At 67.8% G+C, this 26,961-nt stretch carries 25 protein-coding genes and 3 pseudogenes; 18 read left to right on the top strand and 10 right to left on the bottom strand.

Features of this window, described 5'->3' with window-relative positions; genetic code table 11:
• Together ppc and NA4_RS15030 are read left to right on the top strand one after the other, a co-directional pair.
• Positions 1 to 2,445, top strand: a 2,445-nt coding sequence (gene ppc / locus NA4_RS15035; RefSeq protein WP_067470245.1) for a phosphoenolpyruvate carboxylase, incomplete at its 5' end; no start/stop codon positions are given.
• A 347-nt stretch (positions 2,446 to 2,792) separates the two neighbouring features.
• The gene (locus tag NA4_RS15030; protein WP_067470244.1) at positions 2,793 to 4,133 is read left to right on the top strand and encodes a type III PLP-dependent enzyme domain-containing protein; all 1,341 of its coding nucleotides are present in this window, start codon (positions 2,793 to 2,795) and stop codon (positions 4,131 to 4,133) included.
• 199 nt (positions 4,134 to 4,332) lie between these two features.
• Here NA4_RS15030 and NA4_RS15025 read toward each other — a convergent pair whose 3' ends face one another.
• Positions 4,333 to 5,364, bottom strand: coding sequence for an NADP-dependent oxidoreductase (locus NA4_RS15025; RefSeq protein ID WP_245671371.1), 1,032 nt, complete (start codon positions 5,362 to 5,364; stop codon positions 4,333 to 4,335).
• 107 nt (positions 5,365 to 5,471) lie between these two features.
• Here NA4_RS15025 and NA4_RS15020 point away from each other — a divergent pair, with 107 nt between their 5' ends.
• Together NA4_RS15020 and NA4_RS15015 are read left to right on the top strand one after the other, a co-directional pair.
• Positions 5,472 to 6,089 carry a TetR/AcrR family transcriptional regulator gene (locus NA4_RS15020; RefSeq protein WP_067470243.1) on the top strand — a complete coding sequence of 206 codons (618 nt, stop codon included), beginning with the start codon at positions 5,472 to 5,474 and terminating at the stop codon, positions 6,087 to 6,089.
• 304 nt (positions 6,090 to 6,393) lie between these two features.
• On the top strand, positions 6,394 to 6,681 hold the full coding sequence (locus NA4_RS15015) for an alpha/beta fold hydrolase (RefSeq protein WP_067470242.1): 288 nt from the start codon (positions 6,394 to 6,396) through the stop codon (positions 6,679 to 6,681).
• Positions 6,682 to 6,818: 137 nt separating this feature from the next.
• Here the strand turns inward: NA4_RS15015 and NA4_RS15010 are convergent, their stop codons facing one another.
• Entirely contained in the window at positions 6,819 to 7,571 is a 753-nt protein-coding gene (locus NA4_RS15010) for an NAD(P)H-binding protein (protein WP_067470241.1), read from the bottom strand.
• Between the two features lie 115 nt (positions 7,572 to 7,686).
• Between NA4_RS15010 and NA4_RS43665 the strand changes: the two are divergent.
• From NA4_RS43665 to NA4_RS15000, 3 genes and pseudogenes are all read left to right on the top strand, one after another.
• A pseudogene (locus NA4_RS43665) lies at positions 7,687 to 8,100 on the top strand (TnsA-like heteromeric transposase endonuclease subunit); the annotation flags it as partial.
• The gene (locus NA4_RS40385) at positions 7,983 to 8,411 is read left to right on the top strand and encodes a hypothetical protein (protein ID WP_067470240.1); all 429 of its coding nucleotides are present in this window, start codon (positions 7,983 to 7,985) and stop codon (positions 8,409 to 8,411) included. The pseudogene NA4_RS43665 and the gene NA4_RS40385, both read left to right, overlap by 118 nt.
• Positions 8,412 to 8,580: 169 nt before the next feature.
• Positions 8,581 to 8,952 carry an alpha/beta fold hydrolase gene (locus NA4_RS15000; protein ID WP_067470239.1) on the top strand — a complete coding sequence of 124 codons (372 nt, stop codon included), beginning with the start codon at positions 8,581 to 8,583 and terminating at the stop codon, positions 8,950 to 8,952.
• A 121-nt stretch (positions 8,953 to 9,073) separates the two neighbouring features.
• Here the strand turns inward: NA4_RS15000 and NA4_RS14995 are convergent, their stop codons facing one another.
• The 3 genes and pseudogenes from NA4_RS14995 to NA4_RS43660 form a co-directional block, all read right to left on the bottom strand.
• Positions 9,074 to 10,564 carry an HNH endonuclease signature motif containing protein gene (locus NA4_RS14995; protein WP_067470238.1) on the bottom strand — a complete coding sequence of 497 codons (1,491 nt, stop codon included), beginning with the start codon at positions 10,562 to 10,564 and terminating at the stop codon, positions 9,074 to 9,076.
• 406 nt (positions 10,565 to 10,970) lie between these two features.
• A pseudogene (locus NA4_RS39125) lies at positions 10,971 to 11,141 on the bottom strand (DUF397 domain-containing protein); the annotation flags it as partial.
• A 62-nt stretch (positions 11,142 to 11,203) separates the two neighbouring features.
• Positions 11,204 to 11,734 (bottom strand): annotated as a pseudogene (locus tag NA4_RS43660) (DUF5753 domain-containing protein); the annotation flags it as partial.
• 90 nt (positions 11,735 to 11,824) lie between these two features.
• Between NA4_RS43660 and NA4_RS41395 the strand changes: the two are divergent.
• Positions 11,825 to 12,322 carry a hypothetical protein gene (locus NA4_RS41395; RefSeq protein ID WP_067470237.1) on the top strand — a complete coding sequence of 166 codons (498 nt, stop codon included), beginning with the start codon at positions 11,825 to 11,827 and terminating at the stop codon, positions 12,320 to 12,322.
• Positions 12,323 to 12,426: 104 nt separating this feature from the next.
• Here NA4_RS41395 and NA4_RS14985 read toward each other — a convergent pair whose 3' ends face one another.
• Positions 12,427 to 12,987, bottom strand: coding sequence for a TetR/AcrR family transcriptional regulator (locus tag NA4_RS14985; RefSeq protein ID WP_067470236.1), 561 nt, complete (start codon positions 12,985 to 12,987; stop codon positions 12,427 to 12,429).
• A gap of 195 nt (positions 12,988 to 13,182) precedes the next feature.
• On the opposite strand from NA4_RS14985, the gene NA4_RS14980 reads away from it, so the two are divergent.
• Positions 13,183 to 13,932 (top strand): flavin-dependent monooxygenase, encoded by a 750-nt coding sequence (locus NA4_RS14980; protein WP_245671370.1) that lies wholly within the window; start codon positions 13,183 to 13,185, stop codon positions 13,930 to 13,932.
• Complete coding sequence (locus NA4_RS42600) at positions 13,929 to 14,195, top strand: hypothetical protein (RefSeq protein ID WP_245671369.1); 267 nt, start codon at positions 13,929 to 13,931, stop codon at positions 14,193 to 14,195. Before NA4_RS14980 ends, NA4_RS42600 begins: the two co-directional genes overlap by 4 nt.
• An 85-nt stretch (positions 14,196 to 14,280) precedes the next feature.
• Here the strand turns inward: NA4_RS42600 and NA4_RS14975 are convergent, their stop codons facing one another.
• Together NA4_RS14975 and NA4_RS14970 are read right to left on the bottom strand one after the other, a co-directional pair.
• Positions 14,281 to 14,829: a DUF6545 domain-containing protein gene (locus NA4_RS14975; protein ID WP_067470235.1), complete on the bottom strand. Its 549-nt coding sequence runs from the start codon at positions 14,827 to 14,829 to the stop codon at positions 14,281 to 14,283.
• Complete coding sequence (locus NA4_RS14970; protein ID WP_157129016.1) at positions 14,829 to 15,353, bottom strand: hypothetical protein; 525 nt, start codon at positions 15,351 to 15,353, stop codon at positions 14,829 to 14,831. Before NA4_RS14970 ends, NA4_RS14975 begins: the two co-directional genes overlap by 1 nt.
• Before the next feature lie 468 nt (positions 15,354 to 15,821).
• On the opposite strand from NA4_RS14970, the gene NA4_RS14965 reads away from it, so the two are divergent.
• Complete coding sequence (locus NA4_RS14965) at positions 15,822 to 16,769, top strand: AraC family transcriptional regulator (protein WP_084497105.1); 948 nt, start codon at positions 15,822 to 15,824, stop codon at positions 16,767 to 16,769.
• Between the two features lie 132 nt (positions 16,770 to 16,901).
• Here NA4_RS14965 and NA4_RS14960 read toward each other — a convergent pair whose 3' ends face one another.
• Positions 16,902 to 17,867: a helix-turn-helix transcriptional regulator gene (locus NA4_RS14960; protein ID WP_067470232.1), complete on the bottom strand. Its 966-nt coding sequence runs from the start codon at positions 17,865 to 17,867 to the stop codon at positions 16,902 to 16,904.
• A gap of 62 nt (positions 17,868 to 17,929) precedes the next feature.
• On the opposite strand from NA4_RS14960, the gene NA4_RS42595 reads away from it, so the two are divergent.
• Positions 17,930 to 19,264, top strand: coding sequence for an epoxide hydrolase family protein (locus NA4_RS42595; RefSeq protein ID WP_084497108.1), 1,335 nt, complete (start codon positions 17,930 to 17,932; stop codon positions 19,262 to 19,264).
• Positions 19,265 to 19,484: 220 nt separating this feature from the next.
• Here the strand turns inward: NA4_RS42595 and NA4_RS14950 are convergent, their stop codons facing one another.
• Positions 19,485 to 20,456: a helix-turn-helix transcriptional regulator gene (locus NA4_RS14950; RefSeq protein WP_067470230.1), complete on the bottom strand. Its 972-nt coding sequence runs from the start codon at positions 20,454 to 20,456 to the stop codon at positions 19,485 to 19,487.
• A 64-nt stretch (positions 20,457 to 20,520) separates the two neighbouring features.
• Here NA4_RS14950 and NA4_RS14945 point away from each other — a divergent pair, with 64 nt between their 5' ends.
• From NA4_RS14945 to argF, 6 genes are all read left to right on the top strand, one after another.
• The gene (locus tag NA4_RS14945; protein ID WP_067470229.1) at positions 20,521 to 21,012 is read left to right on the top strand and encodes a pyridoxamine 5'-phosphate oxidase family protein; all 492 of its coding nucleotides are present in this window, start codon (positions 20,521 to 20,523) and stop codon (positions 21,010 to 21,012) included.
• 524 nt (positions 21,013 to 21,536) lie between these two features.
• The gene (argC, locus tag NA4_RS14940) at positions 21,537 to 22,595 is read left to right on the top strand and encodes an N-acetyl-gamma-glutamyl-phosphate reductase (protein ID WP_067470228.1); all 1,059 of its coding nucleotides are present in this window, start codon (positions 21,537 to 21,539) and stop codon (positions 22,593 to 22,595) included.
• On the top strand, positions 22,592 to 23,809 hold the full coding sequence (gene argJ / locus NA4_RS14935; protein WP_067470227.1) for a bifunctional glutamate N-acetyltransferase/amino-acid acetyltransferase ArgJ: 1,218 nt from the start codon (positions 22,592 to 22,594) through the stop codon (positions 23,807 to 23,809). Before argC ends, argJ begins: the two co-directional genes overlap by 4 nt.
• Positions 23,806 to 24,729, top strand: a complete 924-nt coding sequence (gene argB / locus NA4_RS14930) for an acetylglutamate kinase (RefSeq protein ID WP_067470226.1) — start codon at positions 23,806 to 23,808, stop codon at positions 24,727 to 24,729. The genes argJ and argB overlap by 4 nt, the downstream gene beginning before the upstream one ends.
• Positions 24,726 to 25,928, top strand: a complete 1,203-nt coding sequence (locus tag NA4_RS14925) for an acetylornithine transaminase (protein ID WP_067470225.1) — start codon at positions 24,726 to 24,728, stop codon at positions 25,926 to 25,928. Before argB ends, NA4_RS14925 begins: the two co-directional genes overlap by 4 nt.
• Entirely contained in the window at positions 25,925 to 26,869 is a 945-nt protein-coding gene (gene argF / locus NA4_RS14920; protein ID WP_067470224.1) for an ornithine carbamoyltransferase, read from the top strand. The genes NA4_RS14925 and argF overlap by 4 nt, the downstream gene beginning before the upstream one ends.
• Positions 26,870 to 26,961 lie beyond the last annotated feature (92 nt).

The following is a 26,961-nucleotide window of genomic DNA, read 5'->3' as shown; positions in this document are numbered from 1 at the left end:
CCGCCACAGGATTCCTCGCTCGCGGCGACCTACCGCAAGCTGGACGCGGCGGCGCTGGACGGCCAACGGGTCGCCGACCTGCTGGCCGACGCGCTGGTGTCGCCGGTGATCACCGCGCACCCGACGGAGACCCGCCGCCGCACCGTCTTCGACGCGCAGGCCCGGATCACCGAGTTGCTGCGGCGGCGCCAGCGCTATGCCGAGAGCGAACGCGAGCGCGCCGACCTCGAGTCGCAGATTCGCCGCCAGGTGCTCAGCCTGTGGCGCACGGCGCTGATCCGGTTGGCCCGTTTGCGCATCCAGGACGAGATTTCGGTGGGTTTGCGCTATTACGACCTCACCCTGTTCGACGTGATCCCGGCGATCAACGCCGAGGTGCGCGCCGCGCTGCGCTCACGCTGGCCCGGTGTGGAGCTGCTGCCGCGCCCGATGCTGCGGCCCGGCTCGTGGATCGGCGGCGACCGGGACGGAAATCCCTACGTCACCGCCGATGTCGTGCGTCAGGCCGCCTACCGCGCCGCGGGCGTCGCGTTCGAGCGCTATCTGCACGAGCTGGTCGAGTTGGAGAAGACGCTGTCGCTGTCGGCCCGGCTCGTCGCGGTGACGCCCGAGGTGGCCGCGCTCGCCGAGACCGGATATCCCGATCCCGCCATGCACGCCGACGAGCCGTATCGCCGTGCGCTGCACCATATTCGTGCTCGCCTGACCGCCACGGCGCAGGCAGCGCTCGGGGAGGTTCCGCCGAACGGCCTCGATGCCGGGGCTCGCCCCTACTCGACACCCCAGGCGGTGCTGGACGACCTGGACGCCGTGGACGCCTCGCTGCGTCGCAGCGGTGACGACCTGCTCGCCGACGACCGCCTCGCCACGCTGCGCTACGCCCTGGAGACGTTCGGCTTCCACCTGCAAGGCCTGGACATGCGGCAGAACTCCGAGATGCACGAGCAGGTGGTCGCGGAGCTGCTGGCCTGGGCAGGGGTGCACCCCGACTACGCGAGTCTGCCGGAGGCGGGGCGGGTGGAGCTGCTCGCGGCCGAGCTGAGCACCCGCCGCCCGCTGCTCGGCCCGCACGCGCGGCTGAGCGAGCTGGCCGCGAAGGAGCTCGGCATCGTCCGCGCCGCACGGGAGGTGGTGGAAGCCCTCGGTGCGGAAGCGGTGCCGAACTACATCATCAGCATGTGCACGTCGGTCAGCGACCTGCTGGAAGCCGCTCTGCTGCTGAAGGAGGGCGGACTGCTCGATCCGGGTGAGCCCGGCGAGCCGCCGAGCTGCCCGGTGGGCATCGTGCCGCTGTTCGAGACCATCGAGGACCTCGGCGCCGGGGCGGCCACGCTGTCCGCGGCGCTGGAGGTTCCGGTGTACCGCGAGCTGGTTGCGGCGCAGGGCATGCGCCAGGAAGTGATGCTCGGCTACTCCGACTCCAACAAGGACGGCGGATACCTCGCCGCCAACTGGGCGTTGTACCGGGCCGAGCTGGACCTGGTCGAGGTGGCCCGCAAGACCGGAATCCGGTTGCGGCTGTTCCATGGTCGCGGCGGCACGGTGGGCCGCGGCGGCGGACGCAGTTACGACGCGATCCTGGCCCAGCCCGCGGGTGTGGTGCGCGGCTCGCTGCGGCTCACCGAGCAGGGTGAAGTGATCGCCGCCAAGTACGCCGAACCCGGTGCGGCGCATCGCAATCTGGAGTCGCTGATCGCGGGCACGCTGGAGTCGACCCTGCTGGACGTGGAAGGCCTCGGGCCCGACGCGGAGCCGTCCTACGGGATCATGGACGACCTGGCGGCGCGCGCCCGTGCGGCGTATGCGCGTTTGGTGCACGAAACACCAGGTTTCGTCGAATATTTCCGTCAGTCGACGCCCGTCGCCGAGGTCGGCGACCTGAACATCGGCAGCAGGCCCGCGTCGCGCAAGCCGACCAGCTCGGTCGCCGACCTGCGTGCCATCCCGTGGGTGATGTCCTGGAGCCAGGCGCGGGTGATGCTGCCGGGCTGGTACGGCACCGGCACCGCGCTGGAGGAGTGGATCGGCGGCGACCCGGAGCGTCTTGCGACACTGGCGGATCTGTACCGCCGCTGGCCGTTCTTCCGGACGGTGCTGTCCAATCTGGCTCAGGTGATGGCCAAGAGCGATCTGGACATCGCCGCCCGCTACGCCGAACTCGTCGACGACGTGGCGCTGCGGGAGCAGATCTTCGGCATGATCCGCGACGAGCACGCCAGGACCATCCGCATGCACGCCGCGATCACCGGCAACGATCACCTCCTGGCCGACAACCCTTCGCTGGCCGAGTCCATCCACAACCGCTTCCCGTACCTGGAGCCGCTCAACCAGATGCAGGTGGAGCTGCTGCGCCGCCTGCGCGCGGGGGACGACTCGGAATTGGTCAAGCGCGGAATTCTGCTGACCATGAACGGTCTCGCCACCGCCCTGCGCAACTCCGGCTGAGCGGCTGGTGCCGATTCGCAGGGCAGAGGTGCGCCGCCAAGGAGCCGGGCTCGGACGGCTCGGGACGAGGTGTCGATCGATGTAGCGGCTGTCACGGCCCATCGGATCGCACGATTGGCACGCAGCTCAACGGCATACCGCCGACTTCCAGGGGTGGCGCGCGGGAATTCTGTCGGCACCGCTTCGACGCTCGAACTGTTGAGTAGGTCCGTGCCTATCGACCGAGCAGCCGTGTCGCCGCCCCGGAACCACCCGGTCGCTCCCGGGCAGAACACCATGCCGCCACGTCTTGGGCTCGTGCCGTGGGGGAATAGTGTCACCAACACATCGATGCTCGGTTAGTGGAGATGAGAAGCCGCCGGACCTGGCCGGGAAGGAGCGCCGTGTCGATTGACGAATCAGCTGTCGCGGCACTCGGGGATCGCGTTATCGGCCCCGAACACAAGGGCATGCCGCCGACTTCCTGGGGCCGTACCGTGCGAGAATTCCTCGCCATGGCACCGGCTCTCGATCAGCTGGAAACGCCGGTGCTGACCGTCGACCGCGCGGCGGTCGCGACGAACATCGCGGTGATGGCCGACTGGGTGCGCGCGGCCGGCGTGCGACTCGCGCCGCACGGTAAGACTACGATGGCCCCGCAGCTGTGGGCCGATCAGCTGGCCGCGGGCTCATGGGGGATCACCCTGGCCACCATCTGGCAGACGCAACTGGCGCGCTCCTTCGGCGTCGCGCGCGTGCTGCTGGCCAACGCGATGGTCGATCCGGTCGGATTGCACTGGTTGGCAGTGGAATTGGCGAACGACCCTGGTTTCGAGTTCGTCTGCTGGGCCGACAGCGTCGAGACGGTCGCGCTGATGGACGAGCACCTGCGCACCGCGCCGGGATCGGAGCGCGTCCGGGTACTCGTCGAACTCGGCGGGCCGCGCGGCCGGACCGGAGCACGGACGGTCGAGCAAGCGCATGCCGTCGCGCGCGCGATCGATCGGGCGTCGCGGCTGACGCTGGCCGGGGTCGGCGGTTACGAGGGCGCGCTCGCACACGACCGCACCCCGAATGGCATTCGCGCGGTGCGCGACTATCTCGCAGAACTCGCCCGCCTGCATCACGAACTCGCCGCTGCCGGGCTTTTCCCGGGGTCGGCGATCGTCACCGCGGGCGGCAGTGCCTATCCGGAGCTGGCGGTCGAATACCTCGCCCCGCTCGCCGACGAGCAGGGCGCACGTGGCGTCGCGACCACGGTAGTCCTGCGCTCCGGGGCGTACGTCATCCATGACGACGGCTTCTACGCGGCCATGTCGCCCTTGGCGGCACCCCGCAGCGAGCGGCCGTTGCGCTCCGCGATGCACGGCTGGGCGCGCACGCTCTCCCGCCCGGAGCCCGGGCTCGCCCTGCTGGATGCGGGAAAGCGCGATCTGCCATTCGATGAGGGATTCCCGATTCCACAGCGCATCGCCGGACCGAAAAGCACACCACTGGACCCGGACGCCACGGTGTCGGCACTCAACGACCAGCACACCTTCTTGCGCCTACCAGGCGCCGCCGCAACGGAATTGCCGATCGGCGCGGTTGTGCGCCTCGGCCTCTCTCACCCATGCACTGCCTTCGACAAGTGGCGGCTCATCCCGGTGATCGATGACGCCGACGCCCCGACGCCGCGTGTAGTCGACTTACTGCGTACATTTTTCTGACGGTGCGGCCGAGGTGTTCGAAACCGAACTGGCACCTGACCGCCGACGCCTCGCTGGAACCGGTCCTCCGATTTCGACCACGTCCCTGCGAGACCGGATGCGCGAGAATGCTTCTACCGATATGCACGTGATCGAACGGGCAAATCAGTTGCTGGCCAGTCGATCTCGCGACCGTTGGTATACCGACGTGTGTACGTGGCTACGAAACGGCTCGTTCGCGAGCGACCGTGAGCACGATCTTGCCTTGGATGTGCCCGCGGGCGGCGCGTTCATGTGCCGCTCGGGCGTCCGCGAGTGGAAATGTGCTGTCTATCGCGACGCGGACCGTGCCCTCGTCGAGCAGGCGTCCCAGTTCAGCGAGCTGCGCGCCGTTCGAGCGGACCTGGGTGCCCGAGACGGTGACGCCCAGCCTCGCGGTCTCTTCGTCGTCGTAATCGCCGAAGAAAACCGGGTACAGGGCGCCGCCGCGCTGGATCGTGCGCAGGAAGCGACTGCTGTCGCGACCACCGACGGTGTCGAGAACGAGGTCGACGTCGTGCGCGAGTTCCTCGGGACGATTCTTGGTGTAGTCGATGAACTGGTCGGCGCCGAGGTCGCGCAGGAACGATTCGTGCGCGCCCGACGCCACCGCGATGACTTGGGCGCCTTTCCATTTCGCCAGCTGTAGTGCGAAGTGCCCCACGCCGCCCGCGGCGCCGTTGATGAGCATCGTCGTGTCGGCGTTCAGCGCCATCGGGCGATGCTGCGCTGCCTGGAAGGGCGACGGGTGATCGTGTCCGAGTTCGATCAGGAACTGCCAAGCCGTCAGCCCGGCCATCGGCGTCCCGGCGGCGTGTATGTGATCGATGCCGGCCGGCTTGCGTGCGAGGTCCGACGCAGGCGCGGCCACGTACTCGGCATACGCGCTGCCATCGAAGCTGGGAAAGCGAAGCAGACCGAAGACTTCATCACCGACGGTGAGTCCGTCCACGTCTGCGGCGACGGCCTCGACGACGCCCGAGACGTCCGTCCCCGGAATCACGGGCAAGCTGAACTTCGGTCTCGTCTCCGGAGGCAGGTTGGTCAGCCCGTCGCGCAGATACCAGTCGGGGGGATTGACGCCGACCGCGTGCACGCGAACGACCACCTCTCCCGACCTCGGCTCGGGAATCGGCACCTCGTCGTAACGCAGTACTTCGGGGCCGCCGTGCTCGTGCAACCGGATCGCCTTCATCGTGCGTGTCGGCATCATTTTCTCCTGCCCGCGCTGCGGGATACGCTTATCGGATCAGTGATCCGCATATCCGGACCACTGATCCGAATATATGGACCACTGATCCGGATAGTCAAGAGGAGCAGATGCGGGCCGACGCCAGGAAGAACCGTGACCACCTGCTCGCAGTAGCGGGCATCGCCATCACCGAGCAAGGCGCCGACGTGTCACTGCGCGACATCGCGCGCAGAGCCGACGTCGGCCTCGCGACGCTGTTGCGTCACTTCCCGACGCGCGAGTCGCTGCTCGAGGCCTTGCTCCGCACGAGTTTCGACGAACTGACGGCAAAGGCAGGCGAGCTCGAGACGTCGAACTCGCCCGAAGACGCTCTCATTTCGTGGCTGCGCGACTGCGTCGCGTGGACAACCGAGTATCGGGGCGTGACCGTACTGATGGCAGCCGCCATCGAGGACACCGAATCCGCACTCCACGCTTCGTGCCTCACCCTGCGCGCAGCCGGGGCGCGGCTCCTTACCCGCGCCCAGGCTGCGGGCATGGCGCGCAGCGATCTCGATGGCGCCGATTTGTTCGCGTTGATCGCCATGCTCGCCTGGCTCGGCGATCAACCCTCGCTGGCGCCGCGCGCCGATCACCTCTTCGATGTTGTCGCGAGTGCGATTCTGACGAGCGCAGTGAGCAGCGGCGCCGTTCATGGACCTGGCTCGCCTGATGCAACAAGCGCGGATGATCCCGGTGATCGATGACGCCGACGCCCCGACCCCGCATGTTGTCGACCTCCTGCACAGCTTCTTCTACCGGCGCGACCGCCGCCGCGGACCTTCTCCCGCATATTCCGGAGCAGCTGTGAAATACATGACCGTGCGACGGTTGGTCACCGTGTGCTCACGTGTAATTGTCCGCGGTTGCCGATCGCGGGCTCAGCCATACTCGCCGTGGGCGAACGGCCTGCTTCCGCGCACTGGCGGAGTATTCGTCCGTCCTGGGGCGAAGAACAGGGTCCCACCACGCGCCGATGTCATGGGGCCGGGATGGGCCTAGCGTGAGGTCATGACGGAGGTACCGGATACGAGGCTGCGCAGCATGACGGTGGCGGCTGCGCGGGTGCGCTGTCTGGACCGGGGCGAGGGGGAACCGGTCCTGCTGCTGCACGGCTACCCACAGAACCACTCCTGCTGGCGGGCCCAGATCAGCGCACTCGCGGCGACTCGGCGGGTGATCGCTCCGGATTGGTTCGGCTGGGGCGCTTCCGAGCGCCCGCCCGGCGCGGCGTGCGACTACAGCGAAGGATCCAGCACCCGAGCCGCAACACTGATCGATCCCCGGAACCCGAGGTGACGCCGGAATTCGTCGAATTCGTCGGGAATCAGGATGTGCGACGTGGCTGTCCGTTCCGGACAATCCTCGCGGGTGATCGAATCACTGACCTTCGGCCGAAATCTATTGAGATCTGCCACCCGACGTTATCTCAGTGGCTATTTGAAGGCTGCGGTGTTGCGGGCGGCCCACTCGGCGAAGGTTCGCGGGCCGCGGCCGAGCAGTCGTTCGGTGTCGGGGCTGACCTGCTGCTCGGCAGGTTTGGGTGAGCCGAGGATGTCAAGGGTGGCCTCGACAATGGGTTCGGGCATGAACTGCACCATCTGCGCTTTGGCCTCGGCACGGGACAGTTCGACGAAGCGGACCGGTTCGCCGAGTGCCGCACCGATGTCGGCGGCTTGCTGGCGCGGTGAGATCGGTGCCGGTCCGGTCAGGTCGTAGGTTCTGCCGTTGTGGCTGCTGTCGAGCAACGTGACAGCGGCGACGGCGGCGATGTCGGCCGGATCGATGACCGGTAGCGCGACATCACCGAACGGTGCCGAGACCGTTCGGTGCGTGCGAACCATTTCCGCCCACTGCAGCGCGTTGGACGCGAAGCCTCCCGGGCGCAGCATCGTCCATTCGACACCGGATTCTTTGACGACGTCTTCCAGCGCGGACGGATGGCTGCCGGTACTGACCCCTTGCGAGGACAGCAGAACAACCCGCCGAATACCGGCGCCCTGCACGACATCCATCACATCAGCGACATTGCCGCCAGCAGCGACGAAATCACCGGACGTCAACAGAAAAAGCGTCTCGGCCCCGTCGAACGCTGATGCCAGGTTCTCCGGCCTGGCGAGATCGACCTGCTGGTACCGGACTCCTGCGGGCACCTCGGATGCTGTCACCGTGCGCGAGACCGCCGTCACCTGCTCGCCACCTACGAATCGTGGGTGGAGCGTGATTGGCTGATGTCGTTCGACTCGTCACCGCAGGTGAGCGGGATCGGCTCCCAGCCATTCCGATTGTCCTGGCCGGGGGAAACAGCATGTCCCGGACTTCTTCCTGCGGCTGCGCGACGGCGGGGCGGTCGTGGTCGATGTCCGCCCGGACTCGCGTATCGACGCCGATGATCGGGCGACATTCGATCGGACTGCGGCACTGTGTGATTCGGTCGGGTGGCATTATCGCAGGCTCGGTGACATGTCTCCGGTCCATGCGGCGAATCTGAGGTGGTTGTCAGGTTATCGCCATCCTCGTTGTCGTCGCGCTGGCCTGGTCTCTCAGTTCGGCGAGGTCTTCTCCACTGCCCGACCGCTGGCACGGATAGGCTCACCGACATGCCCGAACCGGATAACGAGGATCAACCACACGATCAATACAACTGGGATCACCTGCGCGCGGACCCGGACATCTGGGATCGGCTGCGCTCCAAACTCGTTCTCGGACAACGCCTGACCGGAACCGTCGCGCTGATCCCACGGCCTGGCACGATCGGCATCTTCATCGATCTGGGGCTGCCCGTCGCCGGATTCGTCGATGTTCTGTTGCTTCCTGACGGCGCCAGCCGATGGCCCACCCAAGGCACCACCACCGACTTTCTCATCTGGTGGATGGACGAGAAGCGGCCCCAAATCCGCCTCGTTCCGGCCGATGCCCGTTACCGCCGCGAGGACTTCGACACCTGGTGCCTTACCAACGCCCCCACCGGTGATCCACGGATCCTCGAACATTTTCAGTTCGATCCGTCAGGCACCGCGACCGATTGAAACCCTTCGTCGCCTCGCAGAGCATCGAGGGCCGACATCGCCCATAGCCAACACCAGTTTGCGCCAACAATATGGCAAGTCTCCCAAACTATCGTCTGCCATCTACCTGACGCACACCGCTCACGACCCATCTTCAGCGTCAGATCAAGTGGCAACGGACAGTCGCGCCATGAAACGCTATGTTCGGCAAGGTGCTTTCGACGCCGCCCTGCTCGACAGCTACGTCGGATGGCTGGATACCCGTTCGGGCCGCGAACGGTACGCGGACTATTTCGCCGGTTACAGCGTGCGGCTGCGAACCACAGCTCGCCGACCTGTCCGCTGCCCGACCGCGATCGTCTGGGGTGATCGAGACACCGCCTGCCCCTTCACCATTGCCGAGGATCTGGCGTGGCGACTAGCGAACGCCACTCTCACCCGCATTGTCGAGCCGGACCACTACGTCATGGAAGAGCGGCCCGCGGAGGTCACCGACGCACTGCTGACCTGGCTGCAGCGCCTTTCGACGCAGGCGACCCAGCGCCTGCGCGGGATCCGTTGATGGTTCGCGACGGATGGGGCGCCTCGCAACACCTTCGTCGCGGCTTCCCCTCGGCGGATAGATGGTCCGTCTGGGGCGTAGGTGCGTGTCCTATGCCAGCGGTTTACTCCGCTACCTCCCATCAGGCGGCAGTGTTGCCGGGTTGCGGGGGTTGCCGCTGTTGCTGGCGGTGTTGTTCGTGTTGTCGGTGGTTGTGTGCGTGGATGCGGGTGAGGGTTTCGGTGAGTAGTTCGCCGCTGTGGTGGCGGTGGTTCACGCGTGGGATCTGGTCGGGGTCGATGTGGGGTGGCGCGATCCATCCTGCTCGCCCGGGGAATCGTGCATCCTCGCCGCGGATTACGGTTTTCCAGCCGCCGGGTCCGTCGTGGACGAGGGAGTGGCAGTGGTCGCAGGCGAGGGTTTCGTTGGTGATGTCGGTGGCGCCGCCGCGGGCGTAGTCGGTGATGTGGTGTACGGCGGTGAGGGTGGCGGGCGCGTCGCAGCCCGGGCGGGAGCAGCCGCGTAGGGCGGCGATCAACGCCAGCCGTTGCGCGGGGGTGGCCAGCCGCTTGGCCCGGCCCAAATGTAAAGGTAGCCCGCGGTGGTCGAACACGGCCAAGAACAGGTGCGCTTGTTCGGCTAGTTTCAATGCTTCGCCGATGGGGACGCTGCCGCCGGAGGCAGTAGTCGCCACCCCCGACCTCTTTTCGACATCGTCAATGCTCATGGTCAGAATCGCCGACACCGGCAACCCCCGGTGACTGCCCAGCCGATCCAAGGCCAGCCCAGGTTGCAGCACCGCCACCAGGGCGTCGTGGTTGCGTTGGGCGGTCGAGCGGTGATCACGTTGCGCGGCGTCGGCCAGGGCGTGGGGGTCGATCGGCCCGTCCAGGCCGGTGGGGCTGTCGGGGTCTTCGGGGTTGTTGATGCCGGGACGGGCGAACTTGGCCAGGATCGGATCAAGCAGCGCCCGCAGCAGTGGGGTGATCTCTCCGTGGATCGGGGTCATGCCGTCCGCGCGTTGACGCCCGAGGGTGATGCCGCGCATCCTCTTCCGATCAACGTCGTCAGTCAGTCTCCCGTCGGGGTCGAGGTGGGCGAGGATGCGATCGCCGACCTTGCTGATGTCGTCCGGGGACCCGGAGCGGGCGAATTCGGCCAGGATCTGTTCGGCCGCTTCTCGATCGGCGTCCTCGATCCCGCGTGGCACCCGCTTCATCACCGCCGCGATCCCTCGTGCATGATCGGCCGAGATTTCGCCCGCAGCCTGCGCCGCGGCGGTATGCGGCAGGACTGGTGCGGTGTCGGCGCCGTCCATGGTGTGCCAGACGCCGAGGTCCCGCACCGCCGCGACCCGGCTGCCCGCGTCGGCCGAGGACAATCGCAGGGTTTCCACCAGAAACCGCTTACTGGTACGTGCCCCGGCACGGGCCGGGATCGAGCGCTCCTCCACCTCTACCAGCAGCCGGTGCGACACCGCCGCCAACCTGCGGGCGCAGGCCTCGATACCACGCAGCAGATCGACAACCCCGTCATCGGACAACCTGGTCAGCGGCAGCTCGAGCAGACCCGCGACCGCGTCCGCCAGCGGCACCACCGCCGGCGACAACGATTTCTCCCCACCCGAACACATGTTCGAAGACTAGCCGACCCGACTCGCTTCAGGCAACCGGAAACGTACTCTGATCTGCACTTTTCCGTTTGCCTCGCAGGCGAATTCGGCTTGTTGGCGCGTCTGTCCAGGATTCGATTCAAAGCGACCCGCTAGCAGCTGGTGGACCATGTGACCGGTGTCCGGCGCGGGCACTCTGCGCTCGGATCAGCAGGCCGACTCGTGCGACCCGCAATTTCGTCGACCGTGAGGCGGCCAACAACTGGATACCGAAGGGTTTTCGGAGTTCGGCAGCGAACCTGGCCAACACGGGCCGCTGGTGTTGATATTTGCGTGCACGGCCGTCAGTCGGTTCGGTGACTGGAGAACTGAAAGGCCCTGCACTGGTGCGATTGCCAGTGCAGGGCCGCCCGAGAAATCGGGGCGATCAGGCAGTGGGGCGGTTGAACACAGCATCGATCACGCCTGCGGTGAGCGCCTGCCACTCGCCGGGGGTGAAGACCAGCGCGGGGCCAGTCGGGTTCTTGGAGTCCCGGACTCCAACATGGCCTCCTTTGAGGAAAGCGACCTCGACGCAGTCTTGCCCGCCGGAGCTGTGACTGGACTTGAATCAGCGGGCATTGGTCAGATCAGCGCTCACTCACGGGCTCCCTTGCTATCTCACGTATCATGTCGCGGCTCGGACGAGCATCTATGCTCACCGCAAAGACCCCCTCTCGAACGCTTCACGGTACCTCCGTACGTCCGGTGCGTGCTCGAAGTACATCCCGCCTGTGAAGTTTTCAGCAAACACCACAGCTGGTTCGCTCGGCCTGCACCGCGTGTCGCGGGGAAGTCCAGGTTCACGAACGGTGGCAGCGCCATCCCGAAGGGAAATCCGGCTCTGTATGGCAATACCCGCACCTCGATGTTGTCGCGCGTGCTCATGTCCGCGACATGCCGCAACTGTGCTGTCATCACACGCCGGTTACCTACGACGGTTCGTAGCGCTGCCTCGTGTACCACCGCGCGCAGCCTGACCGGTTGGCGGCTCCGGGTGAGGATTGTTCGACGTTGGGCCCGCAGTGCGATGCGCCGGTCCAGTTCGTCGTCAGTCTCGTCACGGAAGAACTCGCGATCGAGGGTTCGCGAATAGTCGGCTGTCTGCAGCAGGCCGGGTATCGCCAACGGCTGGAAGATCGCCGGTTCGCTTGCACCGGACTCCTCGCAACAGTCCGGTCAGCACTGCCTTCTCGGCGGATTCTCCAGGTGCGCAACGTAATTGTCGGCTAGGTTAGGTGGGTGACCAAGGTCGTCTGGGAGGCATATCCGCAACGGGCTGGACTCGCTGAGCACACACCCGGTTACCTACTGTGTGACGATCCGTTCCAGATTGCCGAGCGGCTCTCCGACGTAGGTTTCGAGACGGTCCATCTCACCGGCGCGCGCTGGACTCGGTCCGACGAGAACTACACCTACACGGCAACCGTCACCGAATCCGAGGGGTCCCACGCCGACGCCGCCGCCGAGATCAATCGGTACCTGAAGGCGACCGAGCTGCAGCAGGACGTCCGGCGCATCCTGTACGCCTTCGTGATCCGCCAGGAATGCGGTGACGGGCCGGTCAGCCGTGACGAGGCCTTGCGTGTCGCCGGAAGTGATGCGGCCCTCGACGCGTTGATCTATCTGCGCCCGCGAGCAGATGACGTCGGCGTGGACGAGATCCTGCACCGCGGAATCGACGCGCTGGCCCTGCTGCACGCCGAACGAGAGCTGGGTCTGCTGAACGACGACGACTAGCTGACCTGAGAGATTGGGAACGCGGGTGGCTGGCGGGTGTCCGCCGAGTGCGGTTTTGCCGCAGTGGTGATCGTCAGCCAAGGCGGCGATTCCGTTCGCCGGCGTCAGCCGGGCGCGCCGCCGATCAGCGCGCGCACCAACCGATCCAACGCGGGGCGTGGATCGAAGTCCGGCGCCGGATTCACCAGCTGGTGCAGGATGATTCCGTCGAACTGGGCGACGAGGATCCGCGTCGCCGCCTGGTCGCCGCCGACTCCCGCCAGCAGGGCGACGGCCCAGTCGGTCAGTCGGCGGTGTTCGCGCCGCACGCTCTTGCGCAGCGCGGGCATGGTCTGCGCTTCCAGGAACAGGGCATAGCGGGCCAGCGTTCGTATCCGGTCGGTGCGCGCCGCGTGGACGACGAAGGCGGCCATGCCGTCGACGAGTTCATCGATCGTGCGCGGTACGGGCCTGCGGCTGAGCGCTTCCCAGTCCGCGTAGTCGCGTGCTTCGAGCCGCTCGGCGATGCCGGTCAGCAGCGCCTCGCGGGTGCGGAAGTAGTTGGAGGCCGACCCGGCGGGCATGTCGGCGACCTCGTCGACTGCCCGATGGGTGAGCGCGCGGGTGCCGCGGGACCCCAGCAGCTCGATCGCCGCGTCCAGGACGAGTTCGCGCTTTGTGGACACACCGCAATACTACATCGGTAGTGATGCTGGTTACAGCCGCCGAGCCGCACACTACATTAGTAGTACCGTCGAGGTGAGCAGCCCGCGGAGCGGGCGGGAGAAAGGGGAAGCCATGTCGGAAGCGGTCGTCGTGGGCGGTGGCATCGGCGGTCTGGCGGCGGCTGTGGCCTTCCACCGGCAGGGTGGGATGTCGAAGTGCTCGAACGAGCCACCGAGATCACCGCACTCGGCGCTGGATTGTCCTTGTGGCCCAACGCTCTTCGCGCCCTCGACGCGCTCGGTCTCGGCGATCGGGTCCGCGAGCGTGCCGGCGAGGGAGGGCCGGCGGGCATCCGGGACCCAGCGGGCCGCTGGTTGACGCGGATGGACGCCGAGGCGATCCGGGCGCGCTACGGCAGCCCGATCATGATGCACCGCGCCGATCTGGTGCACATCCTGCGCTCGACGATCCCCGCGGACGCGGTGCGCACCGGCGTCACGGTGACCGAAGCCGGAGTCGATGGCACGGTGCGGCACTCGGCCGGAACGTCCAGCGGCGACATCGTCGTCGGCGCCGACGGCATCCGCAGCGTGGTGCGCCGCGCGGTCTGCGGGGAGGTGCGGCCGCGCTATGGCGGCTATACCGCGTGGCGGGTCGTCGTCACGCCGCACGAGCCGATCATCGGCATGGGCGAAACCTGGGGCCGCGGTGAGCGTTTCGGCTACGGCGCGATCGCTGACGGCCGGGTCTACTGCTTCGCGACGGCGAACATGCCCGAGGGCGCCCCAGGCGGCGGGCTGGCCGAGCTGCATGAGCGATTCGGCGGCTGGCACGAGCCGATCCCCGCCCTGCTCGCGGCGGCCGGAGAAACCGACCTGCTGAAGCACGACCTCTACGATCTGCCCACGGTGAAAACCTCTGTGGCGGGCGCATCGCGCTGGTCGGCGACGCGGCGCACGCGATGATGCCCACCCTCGGACAGGGTGCCTGCCAGGCACTGGAGGACGCGGTGGTGCTGGCCAGGGCGGCCGCCGAGGGAGATCTCACCCGCTACGACCGGGAGCGCAGGCCGCGCACACGGATGATCGCCGACCGCTCCCGCCGCCTCGGCGCGGCGGCGCAACTCTCGTTCGCGCCTGTCGTCGCGGTCCGCAACACTGTGGTACGCGCGATTCCCTCTTCGATACAGCTCAGATCGCTGGCACCAGTGCTGGATTGGACCTGCTGATCCGACCGAGACGGCGGACGAAGATGTTCCCGCCGCGGAGAAGCGCGCACGGCACGATCCCGCGGGTCGTTCGGGCGCGGATGAGTCAGGGCGTTCCTGCGGCCCGGCGAGCAAGGTAAGTCGAGAGGCCGTCGAAATTCAGTCTTGTGGAGGTTCTCCCGTGTCCTGAGTGCCCAGCCGAATCTCGAGCCGGCTGCCAGAACCGCACAAGCGTTTTCAAATCTGGCACGTGATAGTGGCTCAGTGGCGGATCCCCGGCTCGGTGTGTTCCTCCGATCGCGACGAGCCGCCACGATGCGGCGGCGAGCTCCCGCACGCTACGCAAAGCCTCCCGATCGTATTCGGACACGTCGCTGTCCTCGACCAGGTGATCGAGGTCTTCTGGCACTGGCACCGCCCACCGGCCGACGATGGCCGCCGCGTCCAGAATCTCCACCCGGCGGCGGTGCAGGCGTTCGGCAGTCGAAGATCCGCGTCGGTCGCCGGGGCGCAAGGTCAAAACGACCTCAGGCGTCGCCGCGGTCAGATCCCGCCACACCGGATACAGACGGCGCAGCGCACGCGAGTCCCGATCCAGGCGCAGCAGTTGCACCACCGACAGGACCAGCAGCCGATCCGCAAGCCGGTTCCGCATCAGAACTCCGACGTCATGCGATCACGCCGCAGGATGCCTTTCCTGCGGTCCCCGGTCAGGATCAGCGTCGCCAACAACTCCGCTTCGTACTCGCATTCGTCGTCGTAGGCGCTGGCCCCGCGAGCAGCTTGCATCGTTGACACGCTCGACCCGAGCCCACGGCCGACGTCCACACCGACCAGCGACGTCGCCGGCTCGCCCGGCGAGGTCCTGGACCCGTGCTCGAGCAGCATATGGGCAACCTCGTGTGCCACCACGTGCCGTTCCATCAGCGGATCCGACGACTTGCGATACAGCACGACATCGTCAGCCGGACGGGCCAGCCACAACCCGAACAGTCCGACCGGAGCATTCTCTGGCAGTGGCGCTCGCACGATCCTGCGCCCGCGCATCCGCTCCACCGAGGTGACGAGCTCGTCGACGGTCCACCCGTCCTGCAGCTGAAGCCTCTCGACAAGCGATTCCAGCCGCGAACGTCTCGATGGCTGCCACGTCGACCGTCCATACCGCCTCCATCCCGACATCGCGATCACCGCCGCCCCGGACGCCGGTTGCAGGGTCGGTTGTGCGATCTCGTCAATATCGCCGCCTCGAGTTGTGGGAGCTTGCGAAAGGTTTTCTCGCACACTAGGTCTCGCCGCCGCCGGGTCTCTACCGTTTTCTTGTCCATTCGCGGTCATTTTCTGGCCGCTTCGCATGCCGCACGAGCGACCGACGTCCGAATCCACGCTCTCCTGGCCACGGGTCGGCGGACAGGCAGGGTGAACCGTCCCGGGTTCGGGGCCGCGCAAAGTGACATCGGGGTTCACCCATCGCCGGATCGCCACGCTGAGCCCCGCGCACAGTCGATAGCTGAGGAGTTGCTCACGCATCTGGACACGCTGTGGGCGCGCGCCTCTGGCACGGCTGGAGCCGCTGGTAGCCCTTCCTGCGATCTTGTAATCTTGTGGCCGGCTTTGTAACTTGCGGCGGGTGCGCGAAACGGGGTCCGTGTGACCGATGCGGAATATCGGAGAGAGGACTTCTCGACCGACGATGAAGATCCAGCTGCGTCCTGGGATTGGTACCTCAAGCGCAGGCAGGGATCGGTTGGGTTGGGGTTCCGCGCCGAGGACTTCCACTCGAATGCGCTTGCTCAGAACGTCGGCCAATTCCAGATCGTCAGGTTCACTTCCGCCGCACTCGACTACCAGCGCTCGCAACGCAATGTGCGAGACGACGGCGACCACAGCTACCGGCTCCTAGTTCCACTGCAAGGGAGTTTCAAGTTCGAACAGGGTGATTCCAGGGAAATCTTCCACCCTGGCAAAATCGGCTTTTTCCATTGGGACCGCCCTCTGTTCATGACGCACGACGAGACCATCAGCGCATTGATCATGACTGTCCCCGAAAAGTCGATCGATCTCGCACGCGCCGCAGACGCCCCGCTCGCGTTGGATGAGAAGCGTCCTTTGGTGCGCGCGCTGGATACACAGGTTCGATTGCTCGTCGAGGTCGAGGGCTGGACGGCAGCAGATTTCAGCGTCGCATTTTCCAGTGCGCTCACGCTGCTCGACGGGGCACTCAACCCATTCCCAGCAATCAAGTCCGGCAAGCATGCTGCAGACGCGGAACGCGCACGACGTCTTATCGAAGAACACGCGAACGACCGCAGTGTGACGCCTGAGGCCATCGCCGCGATGTTGGACATCAGCGAGACGACACTGTACAGAGCACTGAAAAAGGCCGGATACCCCTCGCCCGGTGCGATGCTGCGGCGGATCCGCGTCCAGAGCGCACATCGGCGATTGACCACTGCGCTGCCAGTCGACCTGGACAGAATCGCCTTCGAGGAAGGGTTTCCCAGCACGCGCAGGTTCCGCGAAGCCTATCGAGAGCACTACGGGCGAACCCCGGCCGAAACGCGCGAAGAGCTGTTCGGTGACAGCACCGGCAGATAGCCGGCGAAACCCGGCCGGTGCAACAGCCCGGCTCGCACACAACGAGCCGATCCGAGACCTCCTGTGGGTGAGCTGATCTCGACTCCGTCGCGGCGGGCAAGGCAGTGGCCGAGAAGTCTTGTGCGGCAGCGTCTAGGGCGCAGCGAAGCCGCGCAGGGCATGGTCGCAGCGGGTGGCTTGGGCGCGGATGGCGTCGATGAGTTCCTGCGGCCCGGCGAGCACGGTGAAGTCGAGGTCCACCGAGGTGATCATCCACACCAGTTGCTCCGGTGACTCGGCGCCGACATGCAGGCGGCAGCTGTGGTCGTCGACGGCCTCCACGGCGCCCATCCCGGGCCATACGCGGTCGGCGGCGTCCTCGGCGGATCGGTGTAGGAGCACGGTCGCCTGATGCGGCCACGAATGGAGTGACAGCCGCATCGAAAGATACGTCGCGACATCGCCTTCCGGCGGCTCCCGCGGTGTGAACCGGGGGCCGGTGGGAATGCGCGGGGTGATCCGGTCGACCCGGAAGGTGCGCCAGTCGGTGCGGTCCACGTCCCAGGCGACCAGGTACCAGTGCCTGCTGAAGTGGACGAGCGTGTGCGGCTCGACGGTGCGCAGGCTGGGCGTGCCGTTGTGCGAGCGGTAGTCGAATCGCAGGCGTTCGTGTCGCTGGCAGGTCTCCGCGATGGCCATGAGGGTGTCGGGGTGGACCGCTATGGCGGGCGGGGCGACGCGCAGTGTGGCGCCGCGCAGCGTGCGGACGCGATGCCGCAACCGGGGCGGCAGCACCTGCTCGAGCTTGGTCAGGGCGCGCAGCGACGCTTCCTCGAGACCGGTCACGGCGCCGGAAGCGCTGCGCAGACCGACCGCCACCGCGACCGCTTCGTCGTCGTCGAGCAGCAAGGGCGGCAGCGCGGCGCCCGCGCCGAGCCGGTAACCGGCCGCGCCCTGGGTCGCGTGGACCGGGTAGCCGAGTTCGCGCAGCCGGTCGATGTCGCGGCGCACGGTTCGTCCGGTGACGCCGAGCCGTTCGGCCAGTTCGGCGCCGGTCCAGTCGCGGTGAGTCTGCAGCAGGGCGAGCAGTTTGAGCAGGCGCGCCGAGGTTTCCAACATCTCGCCAGAATGCCGGAAACTTAGGAACGATGTCGTCCTAAGCGGCTTCTACCGTGGCGTTCATGACTACCGAACAGGACATCCGCCCCTTCCGTATCCAGATCGCCCAGGAGCAGATCGATGATCTGCACCGCCGCCTCGCGAACACGCTGTGGCCGCAAGACCTGCCCGGCGTCGAATGGGGCAAGGGCATGCGCGTGTCCTACCTGAAGCCGCTGGCCGAGTACTGGCGCACGGAATTCGACTGGCCTGCCGTGGAAGCGAAGCTGAACGAGCTGCCGCAGTTCGTCACCGATATCGATGGGCAGCAGGTGCACTTTCTGCATGTGCGTTCGCCGGAGCCGGATGCGCTTCCGCTGGTGCTCAACCACGGCTGGCCCGCGTCGTTCGTCGAGTTCCTGCCGGTGATCGGGCCGCTGAGTGATCCGCGCGCGCACGGTGGCGATCCCGCGGACGCGTTCCATCTGGTGATTCCCTCGCTGCCGGGGTTCGCGTTCTCCGAGGTCGCCCCGGACGCCGGAGCGGGCTCGACCGAGCGCTTCGCGGAGGTGGTCGCCGCGCTCATGGCGCGGCTCGGCTATGACCGCTACGGCGTGCAAGGCGGGGACGCCGGATACTTCGTCGCCGCCCAGCTGGGTCACATCGCGCGCGAGCACCTCGCCGGCATCCACGTGAACGGTCCGATCACCATCCCCGCATGGGACAGCGACGAATCCTGGGGCGGCGCGGATGAATCCGCGGGCGCGGGGGACTGGTCCACGAGTGGTGCGGAAGGATCTGCGTCCGCGGGGGACTGGTCCACGGACGGTGCGGATTCCGCGTCCGCGGGGGAGTGGTCCCAGGGCGGTGCGGATGAATCCGCGTCCGCGGGGAAGTGGCCCACGGGCGGTGCGGAATCCGAGTACAGCCAGGAAGATCAGGCGAAACTTGCTGTGCTGACCGGTCCGGAGGGCTATTCCCGCTACGACTACGCGACATTGCAAGCCAATCGTCCGCAGACGCTCGCGATCGGCGTGCACGACTCGCCCGTGGGGCTGTTGTCCTGGATCACCGACATGTTCCGGCAGTACACCAACCCGGCCATCGAACTGCCCGAGGACGCGGTGGGCCGCGACGCGCTGCTGACCAACATCAGTCTCTACTGGTTCACCGCGACCTTCGGCTCGTCGCTCCGGCTCTACAGTGAGTCCGCGGCTTGGGGCGCGCCGGTGAAGAAGTCCGACGTGCCGACCGCGGCGGCGCTCTTCCCCGGCGATATGTCCATCCGCAAGCTCGCCGAAGACGCGCACAACATCGTGCGGTGGACCGAGTTCGACCGCGGCGGGCATTTCGCGGCTATGGAGGCGCCGGATCTGCTGACCGTCGACGTGCGGGAATTCTTCCGGTCGCTGCGCTGATCACTCGTATTCGCCGTTGTCGATGGACGAGGGGCTGATCCGCCGCGAGCCGGACCAACACCGTCCGGCTCGCGGCGGTCGGCTGCTCGGGGCGAACAGGACGGTACTCGCGGCGCCGACTCGGCCGCGCCATCGAGTTGCGCGGCGGCGCCGATGAAACACACTGGGCGGCAACACTTCCCGGCGTCAGCTTGGATCGCGCCAGACCCCCGCGGGTGGCCTAATCGCCGGAGTAGCGCGCGTGCATGGCTGCGGCTGTCGCCGCGAGTCGCGCACGCAGCTGCGGCGGTTCCAGCACTTCGACGAACTCACCGAGCGGAAGAATGCCCGTCGCGAGCACCTCGTAGGACTCGGCGGGCACCACCACCTCCACCCACCCTTCGGCATCGGGTGGTCCCGCGGAGGCCAGCGCCTCCGCGACCGCCGCCGGATCGTTCATCAGCCGCAGCAGCCGTAGGTGGCTTGCCGCGATCCGGCAGTGCGCCCGTACGCGCAGCATCGAGCGCGCGAAATCGTCGGCGGAGTCGGCCCAGTGTGCCCGCAAGTCGAATTCCGCCGGGCGGACGAAGGTTTCGCCGGTCGGTTCGGCGGCGAGGATGCGGCTCACCCGATAGGAACGCAGCGCCGAGCCGTCGCGGGCCACCAGATACCAGTTACCCGCTTTGAGTACCAGGCCCAGCGGGTCGAGCCTGCGTTCGACCACCTTGTCCTTGCGTCCGTACCGCACGCGCAGCCTCCGGTCGTGCCAGAGCGCGTCGGCGACGGCCGCGAGCGTCGGCGTCTCGTCCGGTCGGTGGAACCAGCCAGGCGCGTCCACGTGCACCCGCTCGGCGATGCGCGTCGCGCGCCCACGCAGTTCGGGCGGCAGCGCGGCGAGCACCTTCAGCTGCGCGGTGGCAAGGACTGTGCCGAGCCCGAGATCGGCTGCGGCCCCGGGCAATCCGGTCAGCAGTACCGCGTCGGCCTCCTCGGTGGTGAGTCCGGTGAGCCGGGTCCGGTAGCCGTCGACCAGCCGCACGCCACCCGCCCGGCCCGGCTCGCTGTACACCGGGACACCCGCGGCCGAGAGCGCGTCGATATCGCGGTACACGGTGCGCACCGACACCTCCAGCTCCCTGGCCAGTTCCGGCGCCGTCAACCGGCCGCGCGTCTGCAGCAGCAACAGCAGCTGCACCAGTCGACTCGCCCGCATGCCCGCGAGACTAGCCGGAAAACCTTGACAGAAGATGGCAAGTATTCGCCGTACCGTCGTCTCCATGACCACTTGGAGCCGATTTACCGAAGAAGCGCCGCACGTCGCCGAGATCTTCCTGCGCAGGCACCGTGCCGCGGGCAACCTCTGCATGCTCGGCACCCTCCGTTCCGACGGATCCCCGCGGATCAGCCCGGTCGAGCCGCGCGTCTTCGAGGACTTCCTCGTCATCGCGGGCATGCCGGGGACGACCAAGTTCCGCGACCTGGCCCGTGACCCGCGCTTCTGCCTGCACACCGCCACCGTCGACACGAACGTCTCCGACGGCGACGCCAAACTCTTCGGCACCGTCGTCGACCTGCCCGACAGAGCCGTGCACGCCCGCTTCGCCCAGCAGCTGTTCGACGAAAGCGGTTTCGACATCCGCGGCCAGGAATTCGACCATTTCTACGTCGCCGACCTCACCGGCGCCTCGACCGTGGAGGTCGTCGACGACCACCTCGATATCACCATCTGGAAGCCCGGCGAGGGCGAGCGCGTGGTCCACAAGCAGTGAGCCGCCTGCCATCGGCAGCGCCGCACCCACCGTTGCGATCCAGTCGCCACTACGGATCGACGCCCAGCGAGTTGTCCACGTCGCATCAGCTGGCCAGGACTCTCACCGAGCGGGGAGGAGGCGCTGGATGTCGGGATAGGTCACGATGCCGGCCGGCACGGGAGCGTCGTGCGGCACAGCTCGTGCGACGTCCATGGCAGCCGACAGTGCCGCGCGGTAGAGCAGGGAGCCGGTGCTGATCCGGCGTCCGATTGCCCGGCCCGGTCTCGACTGGACCGAGCGCCGCGTTTACTTGGGCGGTGCCGCGGGCGCGCGGCTGTGCCGTCGCATGGGGGTTGGCGTGGCTCGAGCGTGTCGGCACCGGACGGGCCGTGCCTGTGCACGCAGAGGACCCGGCTCAGCAGCGCCGCGCGTACGGTTGCTGGTGCGGTTTGCGTCATTCCCGGCCGGGTATCACCCTGCCCGTGACCGAGCCGGGCGACCCAGGCTGTGAATGAGCTTGCACAGTCATGCATAATCATCACATGGTTGATTCCTCGGGCGGACCCGTCATCCGGGTCGCGGTAGCCGGTGCCAGCGGGTACGCGGGCGGTGAAGTATTGCGTCTGCTGCTGGGTCATCCGGCCTACCGAACCGGGCGCCTCGTCATCGGGGCGCTGACCGCGGGCTCGAACGCCGGAACCGCGCTGGGGGAGTTGCAGCCGCATCTGCTGCCGCTGGCCGATCGGGTGCTGGCGCCGACCACGGCCGCCGAACTGGCCGGACACGATGTGGTCTTCCTCGGGCTGCCCCATGGTCAGTCGGCCGCCATCGCCGCCGAGCTGCCCGAGTCCACGGTGATCATCGACTGCGGCGCCGACTTCCGGCTCACCGACCCGGCGGCATGGGAGAAATACTACGGCAGCCCGCACGCGGGCAGCTGGCCCTACGGTCTGCCCGAACTGCCCGGTGGCCGGGAGAAGCTGCGCGGCGCGACGCGGATCGCGGTCCCTGGCTGCTACCCGACCGTCGCCAGCCTCGCGCTGGCCCCCGCGGTCGCCGCGGGCATCGTGGAGCCCGCCGTGCATGTGGTCGCGGTGAGCGGCACGTCCGGGGCGGGCCGGAAGCTCGACGTAGGGCTGCTGGGCTCCGAGGTGATGGGCTCGGCGCGGGCCTACGGCATCGCGGGCGCGCACCGGCACACGCCGGAGATCACGCAGAACCTGACGGCGGCGGGCGGTACGGACGTCGCGGTGTCGTTCACCCCGGTGCTCGCGCCGATGCCGCGCGGCATCCTCGCGACCTGCACCGCGCCGACCCGCGTCGACGTCGCACAGGCGCGCGCCGTCTACGAAAAAGCTTACGCTGACGAGCCTTTCGTGCATCTGCTGCCGGAAGGCGTGCTTCCGCAGACCGGTTCGGTGCTGGGCTCCAACGCCGTCACCCTGCAGGTGGCCGTGGACGCCGATGCCGGTCTGCTCGTGGTGATCGGAGCGATCGACAACTTGACCAAGGGCACCGCGGGCGCGGCGGTGCAATCGATGAACCTCGCACTTGGTTTCGACGAGACCGCAGGACTTTCCACCGTAGGAGTGGCACCGTGACGACAATCGATACCGCTAGCGGCAAGCTGGTCCGGACCCAGGGCGTGACGGCCCCGCTCGGCTTCCGCGCGGCGGGCATCGCCGCGGGCATCAAGGCCAGCGGGAAGCCGGATCTCGCGCTGGTGTTCAACGAAGGCCCGGAATACCCGGCCGCGGGCGTATTCACCCGCAACAAGGTGAAGGCGGCGCCGGTGCTGTGGTCGCAGCAGGTGCTGACCGGCAAGCGGCTGCGCGCGGTGATCCTGAATTCCGGCGGCGCCAACGCTTGCACCGGCCCCGGCGGATTCCAGGACACGCACAAGACCGCGGAGGAACTCGCGGCAGCGCTGAGCAACTGGGGCACCGAGACCGGTGCGGGGGAGATCGCGGTCTGTTCGACCGGGCTGATCGGCGACCGGCTCCCGATGGACAAGCTGATTCCCGCCGTCACGGAGATCGTGCACGAGATGGGTGGCGGCCTGTCCGGCGGCTCGGACGCCGCCTGGGCCATCATGACCACCGACACCGTCCCCAAGGAAGCGGCGTTCCATCACCGCGACAAGTGGAACGTCGGCGGCATGGCCAAGGGCGCGGGCATGCTGGCCCCGTCGCTGGCGACCATGCTGGTGGTGCTCACCACCGACGCCGCGGTCACCGCCGACCAGCTCGACCACGCCCTGCGCAACGCCACCGGGCGCACGTTCGACCGGCTCGACGTCGACGGCTCCTGCTCCACCAACGACACCGTGCTGCTGCTCGCCAACGGCGCCAGCGAGGTGACCCCCAGCCAGGAGGAACTCGACGCCGCCGTGCTCGCGGTGTGCGACGACCTGGCCGCCCAGCTGATGGCCGACGCCGAGGGCGTCACCAAGCGGGTGCTGGTCACCGTCGCCGGAGCGGCGACCGACGACGAAGCACTGGCCGCGGCCCGCACCGTCGCCCGCGACAGCCTGGTCAAGACGGCGCTGTTCGGCTCCGACCCGAACTGGGGCCGGGTGCTTGCCGCGGTCGGCATGGCGCCGGTGACGCTCGATCCGAACCGGATCTCGGTGTCGTTCAACGGAAAGCCGGTGTGCGTGGACGGCGTCGGCGCGCCGGGCGCCCGCGAGGTGGATCTGTCCGGCGCCGACATCGAGGTGCTGATCGACCTGAACGCCGGCTCCGCGAGCGCAACCATCCGCACCACCGACCTTTCGCACGGTTACGTCGAAGAGAACTCGGCCTACAGCTCATGAGTGAGGTGCTGCACACGCTTTCCGCGCTGGACAAAGCGCACGTTCTGGCCGATGCCCTGCCGTGGTTGCAGAAGTTCCGGGACAAGATCGTCGTCGTCAAATACGGCGGCAACGCCATGATCGACGAGAACCTCAAGCGGGCCTTCGCCGCCGACATGGCGTTCCTGCGCACGGTCGGCGTGCACCCGGTGGTGGTGCACGGCGGCGGCCCGCAGATCAGCGCGATGCTGAAGAAGCTGGGTCTGCACGGCGAATTCCGCGGCGGCTTCCGGGTGACCACGCCCGAGGTGATGGACGTGGTGCGGATGGTGCTGTTCGGTCAGGTCGGCCGCGAGCTGGTCGGCCTGATCAACGCGCACGGCCCGTACGCGGTCGGCACCTCCGGTGAGGACGCCGGGCTGTTCACCGCCACCCGCCGCACCGTCGAGGTGGACGGCGAGCCGACCGACATCGGCTTGGTCGGCGACGTCACCGAAGTGAACCCGGACGCCGTGCTCGACCTCATCGGCGCGGGCCGCATCCCGGTGGTGTCGACGATCGCGCCGGACGCCGACGGCGTGGTGCACAACATCAACGCCGACACCGCCGCGGCGGCACTCGCCGAGGGCATCGGCGCCGAGAAGTTGGTGGTGCTCACCGACGTCGAGGGTCTGTACACGAACTGGCCGGACCGGTCGTCGCTCACCACACGCATCGATACGGCCGCGCTGGCCGAGTTGCTCCCGAGGCTCGATGCGGGCATGGTGCCCAAGATGGAAGCCTGCCTGCGCGCCGTGCGAGCGGGGGTGCCGTCCGCGCATGTGATCGACGGACGGGTCCCGCATGCGGTGTTGCTGGAACTGTTCACCGGAGAAGGAATCGGAACGATGGTGACGCCCGCCCTCGACGGGACGGCCTCGCCGGACGGAACGAAACAATGAGCACAGCTGAACTGCAGAAGCGGTGGTCTGCCGCGCTGATGAACAACTACGGCACACCCCAGGTCGCGCTGGTGCGCGGGGCGGGCGCCGTGGTCTACGACGCGGACGGCAAACGCTACGTCGACTTCCTTGGCGGCATCGCGGTCAACAGCCTCGGCCACGCGCACCCGGCGATCCTGGAAGCGGTCACCCAGCAGCTCGGCACGCTCGGGCACGTCTCGAATCTGTACGCCAGCGAACCGGTCGTCGAGCTGGCCGAGCGGTTGCTCGCGCACTTCGGCGACGGCGAGGGCCGGGCGTTCTTCTGCAACTCCGGCGCCGAGGCGGTCGAGGCGGCGTTCAAGATCGCGCGATTGACCGGGCGGCACAAGATCGTCGCGTGCGAGGAGGCCTTCCACGGCCGCACCATGGGCGCGCTCGCGCTCACCGGCCAGCCCGCCAAGCGGACGCCGTTCGAGCCGATGCCGCCCGGTGTCGTGCATGTGCCCTACGGTGACGCCGAGGCGCTGGACGCCGTGGTCGACGAGGACACCGCCGCGGTGTTCCTGGAGCCGATCATGGGGGAGAGCGGCGTAGTGGTGCCGCCGCTGGACTACTTGGCCAAAGCGCGCGAGATCACGGCGCGCAACGGGGCGCTGCTGGTGCTCGACGAGGTGCAGACCGGCATCGGCCGCACCGGAAAGTTCTACGCACACCTTGCCGTCGGCATCGTGCCGGACGTGATCACCCTGGCCAAGGGGCTCGGCGGCGGATTGCCCATCGGCGCGGTGCTGGCCAACGGACGCGCGGCGGAATTGCTGACGCCCGGTCTGCACGGCACCACTTTCGGCGGCAACCCGGTGTGCGCCGCGGCCGCGCTCGCGGTGCTGCGCACGATCGATGAAACCGACTTGCTCTCGCACGTGGAGGCGGTCGGCAAGCACCTCAGCGACGGCATCGAGCTGCTGGAGCATCCACTGGTCGACCGGGTGCGCGGCGCGGGACTGCTGCTGGGCATCGTGCTCACCGACAACGTGTCGGCGCTGGTCGAGGCGCGGGCGCGGGCGGCGGGGTATCTCGTCAACCCGGCCAAACCCGACGTGATCCGCCTCGCGCCGCCGCTGGTGCTCACCGAGACGCAGGCGGACAACTTCGTCGCCGATCTGCCGGAGATCCTCGACGGCGCCCTCGCTGACGCGAAAGGAGTTGTGACGCAATGACCTCCGTGCGGCACTTCCTGCGCGACGACGACGTCAGCCCGGCCGAGCAAGCCGAAATCCTCGCGCTCGCGGCCGAACTCAAGAAGGAACCGTTCGCGCGGCAACCGCTGGCAGGCCCGCGCGGCGTCGGCGTGATCTTCGAGAAGAACTCCACCCGCACCAGGTTCTCCTTCGAGATGGGCATCGCCCAGCTCGGCGGGCACGCGGTGGTCGTCGACGGCCGCGACACCCAGCTGGGCCGGGAGGAGACGCTCGGCGACACCGGCCGGGTCCTCTCGCGCTACGTGGACGCGATCGTGTGGCGCACCTTCGAGCAGTCCCGGCTCGACGAGATGGCCGCCACCGCCACGGTTCCGGTGGTCAACGCGCTGTCCAACGAGTTCCATCCATGCCAGGTGCTCGCGGATCTGCAGACGCTGGCCGAGCACAAGGGCGACCTGGCCGGGCGCGAACTCGCCTACTTCGGCGACGGCGCCAACAACATGGCGCACTCGCTGCTGCTCGGCGGCGTCACGGCCGGCCTGAACGTGACCATCGCCGCGCCGGCCGGATTCGAGCCGCTGCCCTGGATCGTGGAGGCCGCGCGTAAGCGGGCCGCCGAGACCGGAGCCACCATCACGCTGACCGGCGATCCGATCGCGGCCGCATGGGGCGCCGACGCGCTGGTCACCGACACCTGGACCTCCATGGGGCAGGAAGACGACGGCAAGGACCGGGTCGGCCCGTTCCGGCCGTTCCAGCTCAACGCCGACCTGCTCGCGCACGCCAAGCCGGACGCCGTTGTGCTGCACTGTCTTCCCGCGCATCGCGGCGAGGAGGTCACCGACGAGGTGCTGGACGGTCCGCACAGCGTCGTCTGGGACGAGGCGGAGAACCGGCTGCACGCACAGAAGGCGCTGCTGGTCTGGTTGCTGGAGCGACGATTCGGGGGCAGGGCGTGAACGCAGGCGGCCGAAGCATCGACACCTGCCGTGCACGTCGCGTCGAGCGGGGCGGAGTCATGAGTGAGCGTCAGCGAGTGAACCGAGGACAC

Source organism: Nocardia amamiensis NBRC 102102 (assembly GCF_001612745.1).
In the GTDB taxonomy this organism is placed as follows: Bacteria; Actinomycetota; Actinomycetes; order Mycobacteriales; family Mycobacteriaceae; genus Nocardia; species Nocardia amamiensis.
This window is presented reverse-complemented; position numbering and strand designations above follow the sequence as displayed.

Bases quoted from the DNA above. Each gene is read 5' to 3' on its own strand.
- NA4_RS14960 (WP_067470232.1), bottom strand. From the start codon at position 17,867: ATGTTGGAAACCTCGGCGCGCCTGCTCAAACTGCTCGCCCTGCTGCAG.
- NA4_RS14945 (WP_067470229.1), top strand. From the start codon at position 20,521: ATGACCACTTGGAGCCGATTTACCGAAGAAGCGCCGCACGTCGCCGAG.
- NA4_RS14925 (WP_067470225.1), top strand. From the start codon at position 24,726: ATGAGCACAGCTGAACTGCAGAAGCGGTGGTCTGCCGCGCTGATGAAC.
- argB (WP_067470226.1), top strand. From the start codon at position 23,806: ATGAGTGAGGTGCTGCACACGCTTTCCGCGCTGGACAAAGCGCACGTT.
- argF (WP_067470224.1), top strand. From the start codon at position 25,925: ATGACCTCCGTGCGGCACTTCCTGCGCGACGACGACGTCAGCCCGGCC.
- NA4_RS40385 (WP_067470240.1), top strand. From the start codon at position 7,983: ATGCCCGAACCGGATAACGAGGATCAACCACACGATCAATACAACTGG.
- NA4_RS15030 (WP_067470244.1), top strand. From the start codon at position 2,793: ATGAGAAGCCGCCGGACCTGGCCGGGAAGGAGCGCCGTGTCGATTGAC.
- argC (WP_067470228.1), top strand. From the start codon at position 21,537: ATGGTTGATTCCTCGGGCGGACCCGTCATCCGGGTCGCGGTAGCCGGT.
- NA4_RS15020 (WP_067470243.1), top strand. From the start codon at position 5,472: ATGCGGGCCGACGCCAGGAAGAACCGTGACCACCTGCTCGCAGTAGCG.
- NA4_RS15000 (WP_067470239.1), top strand. From the start codon at position 8,581: ATGAAACGCTATGTTCGGCAAGGTGCTTTCGACGCCGCCCTGCTCGAC.
- NA4_RS14950 (WP_067470230.1), bottom strand. From the start codon at position 20,456: ATGCGGGCGAGTCGACTGGTGCAGCTGCTGTTGCTGCTGCAGACGCGC.
- NA4_RS42600 (WP_245671369.1), top strand. From the start codon at position 13,929: ATGATGCCCACCCTCGGACAGGGTGCCTGCCAGGCACTGGAGGACGCG.
- NA4_RS42595 (WP_084497108.1), top strand. From the start codon at position 17,930: ATGACTACCGAACAGGACATCCGCCCCTTCCGTATCCAGATCGCCCAG.
- NA4_RS14995 (WP_067470238.1), bottom strand. From the start codon at position 10,564: ATGTGTTCGGGTGGGGAGAAATCGTTGTCGCCGGCGGTGGTGCCGCTG.
- NA4_RS15025 (WP_245671371.1), bottom strand. From the start codon at position 5,364: ATGATGCCGACACGCACGATGAAGGCGATCCGGTTGCACGAGCACGGC.
- NA4_RS14975 (WP_067470235.1), bottom strand. From the start codon at position 14,829: ATGCGGAACCGGCTTGCGGATCGGCTGCTGGTCCTGTCGGTGGTGCAA.
- NA4_RS15015 (WP_067470242.1), top strand. From the start codon at position 6,394: ATGACGGAGGTACCGGATACGAGGCTGCGCAGCATGACGGTGGCGGCT.
- NA4_RS14970 (WP_157129016.1), bottom strand. From the start codon at position 15,353: ATGTCGGGATGGAGGCGGTATGGACGGTCGACGTGGCAGCCATCGAGA.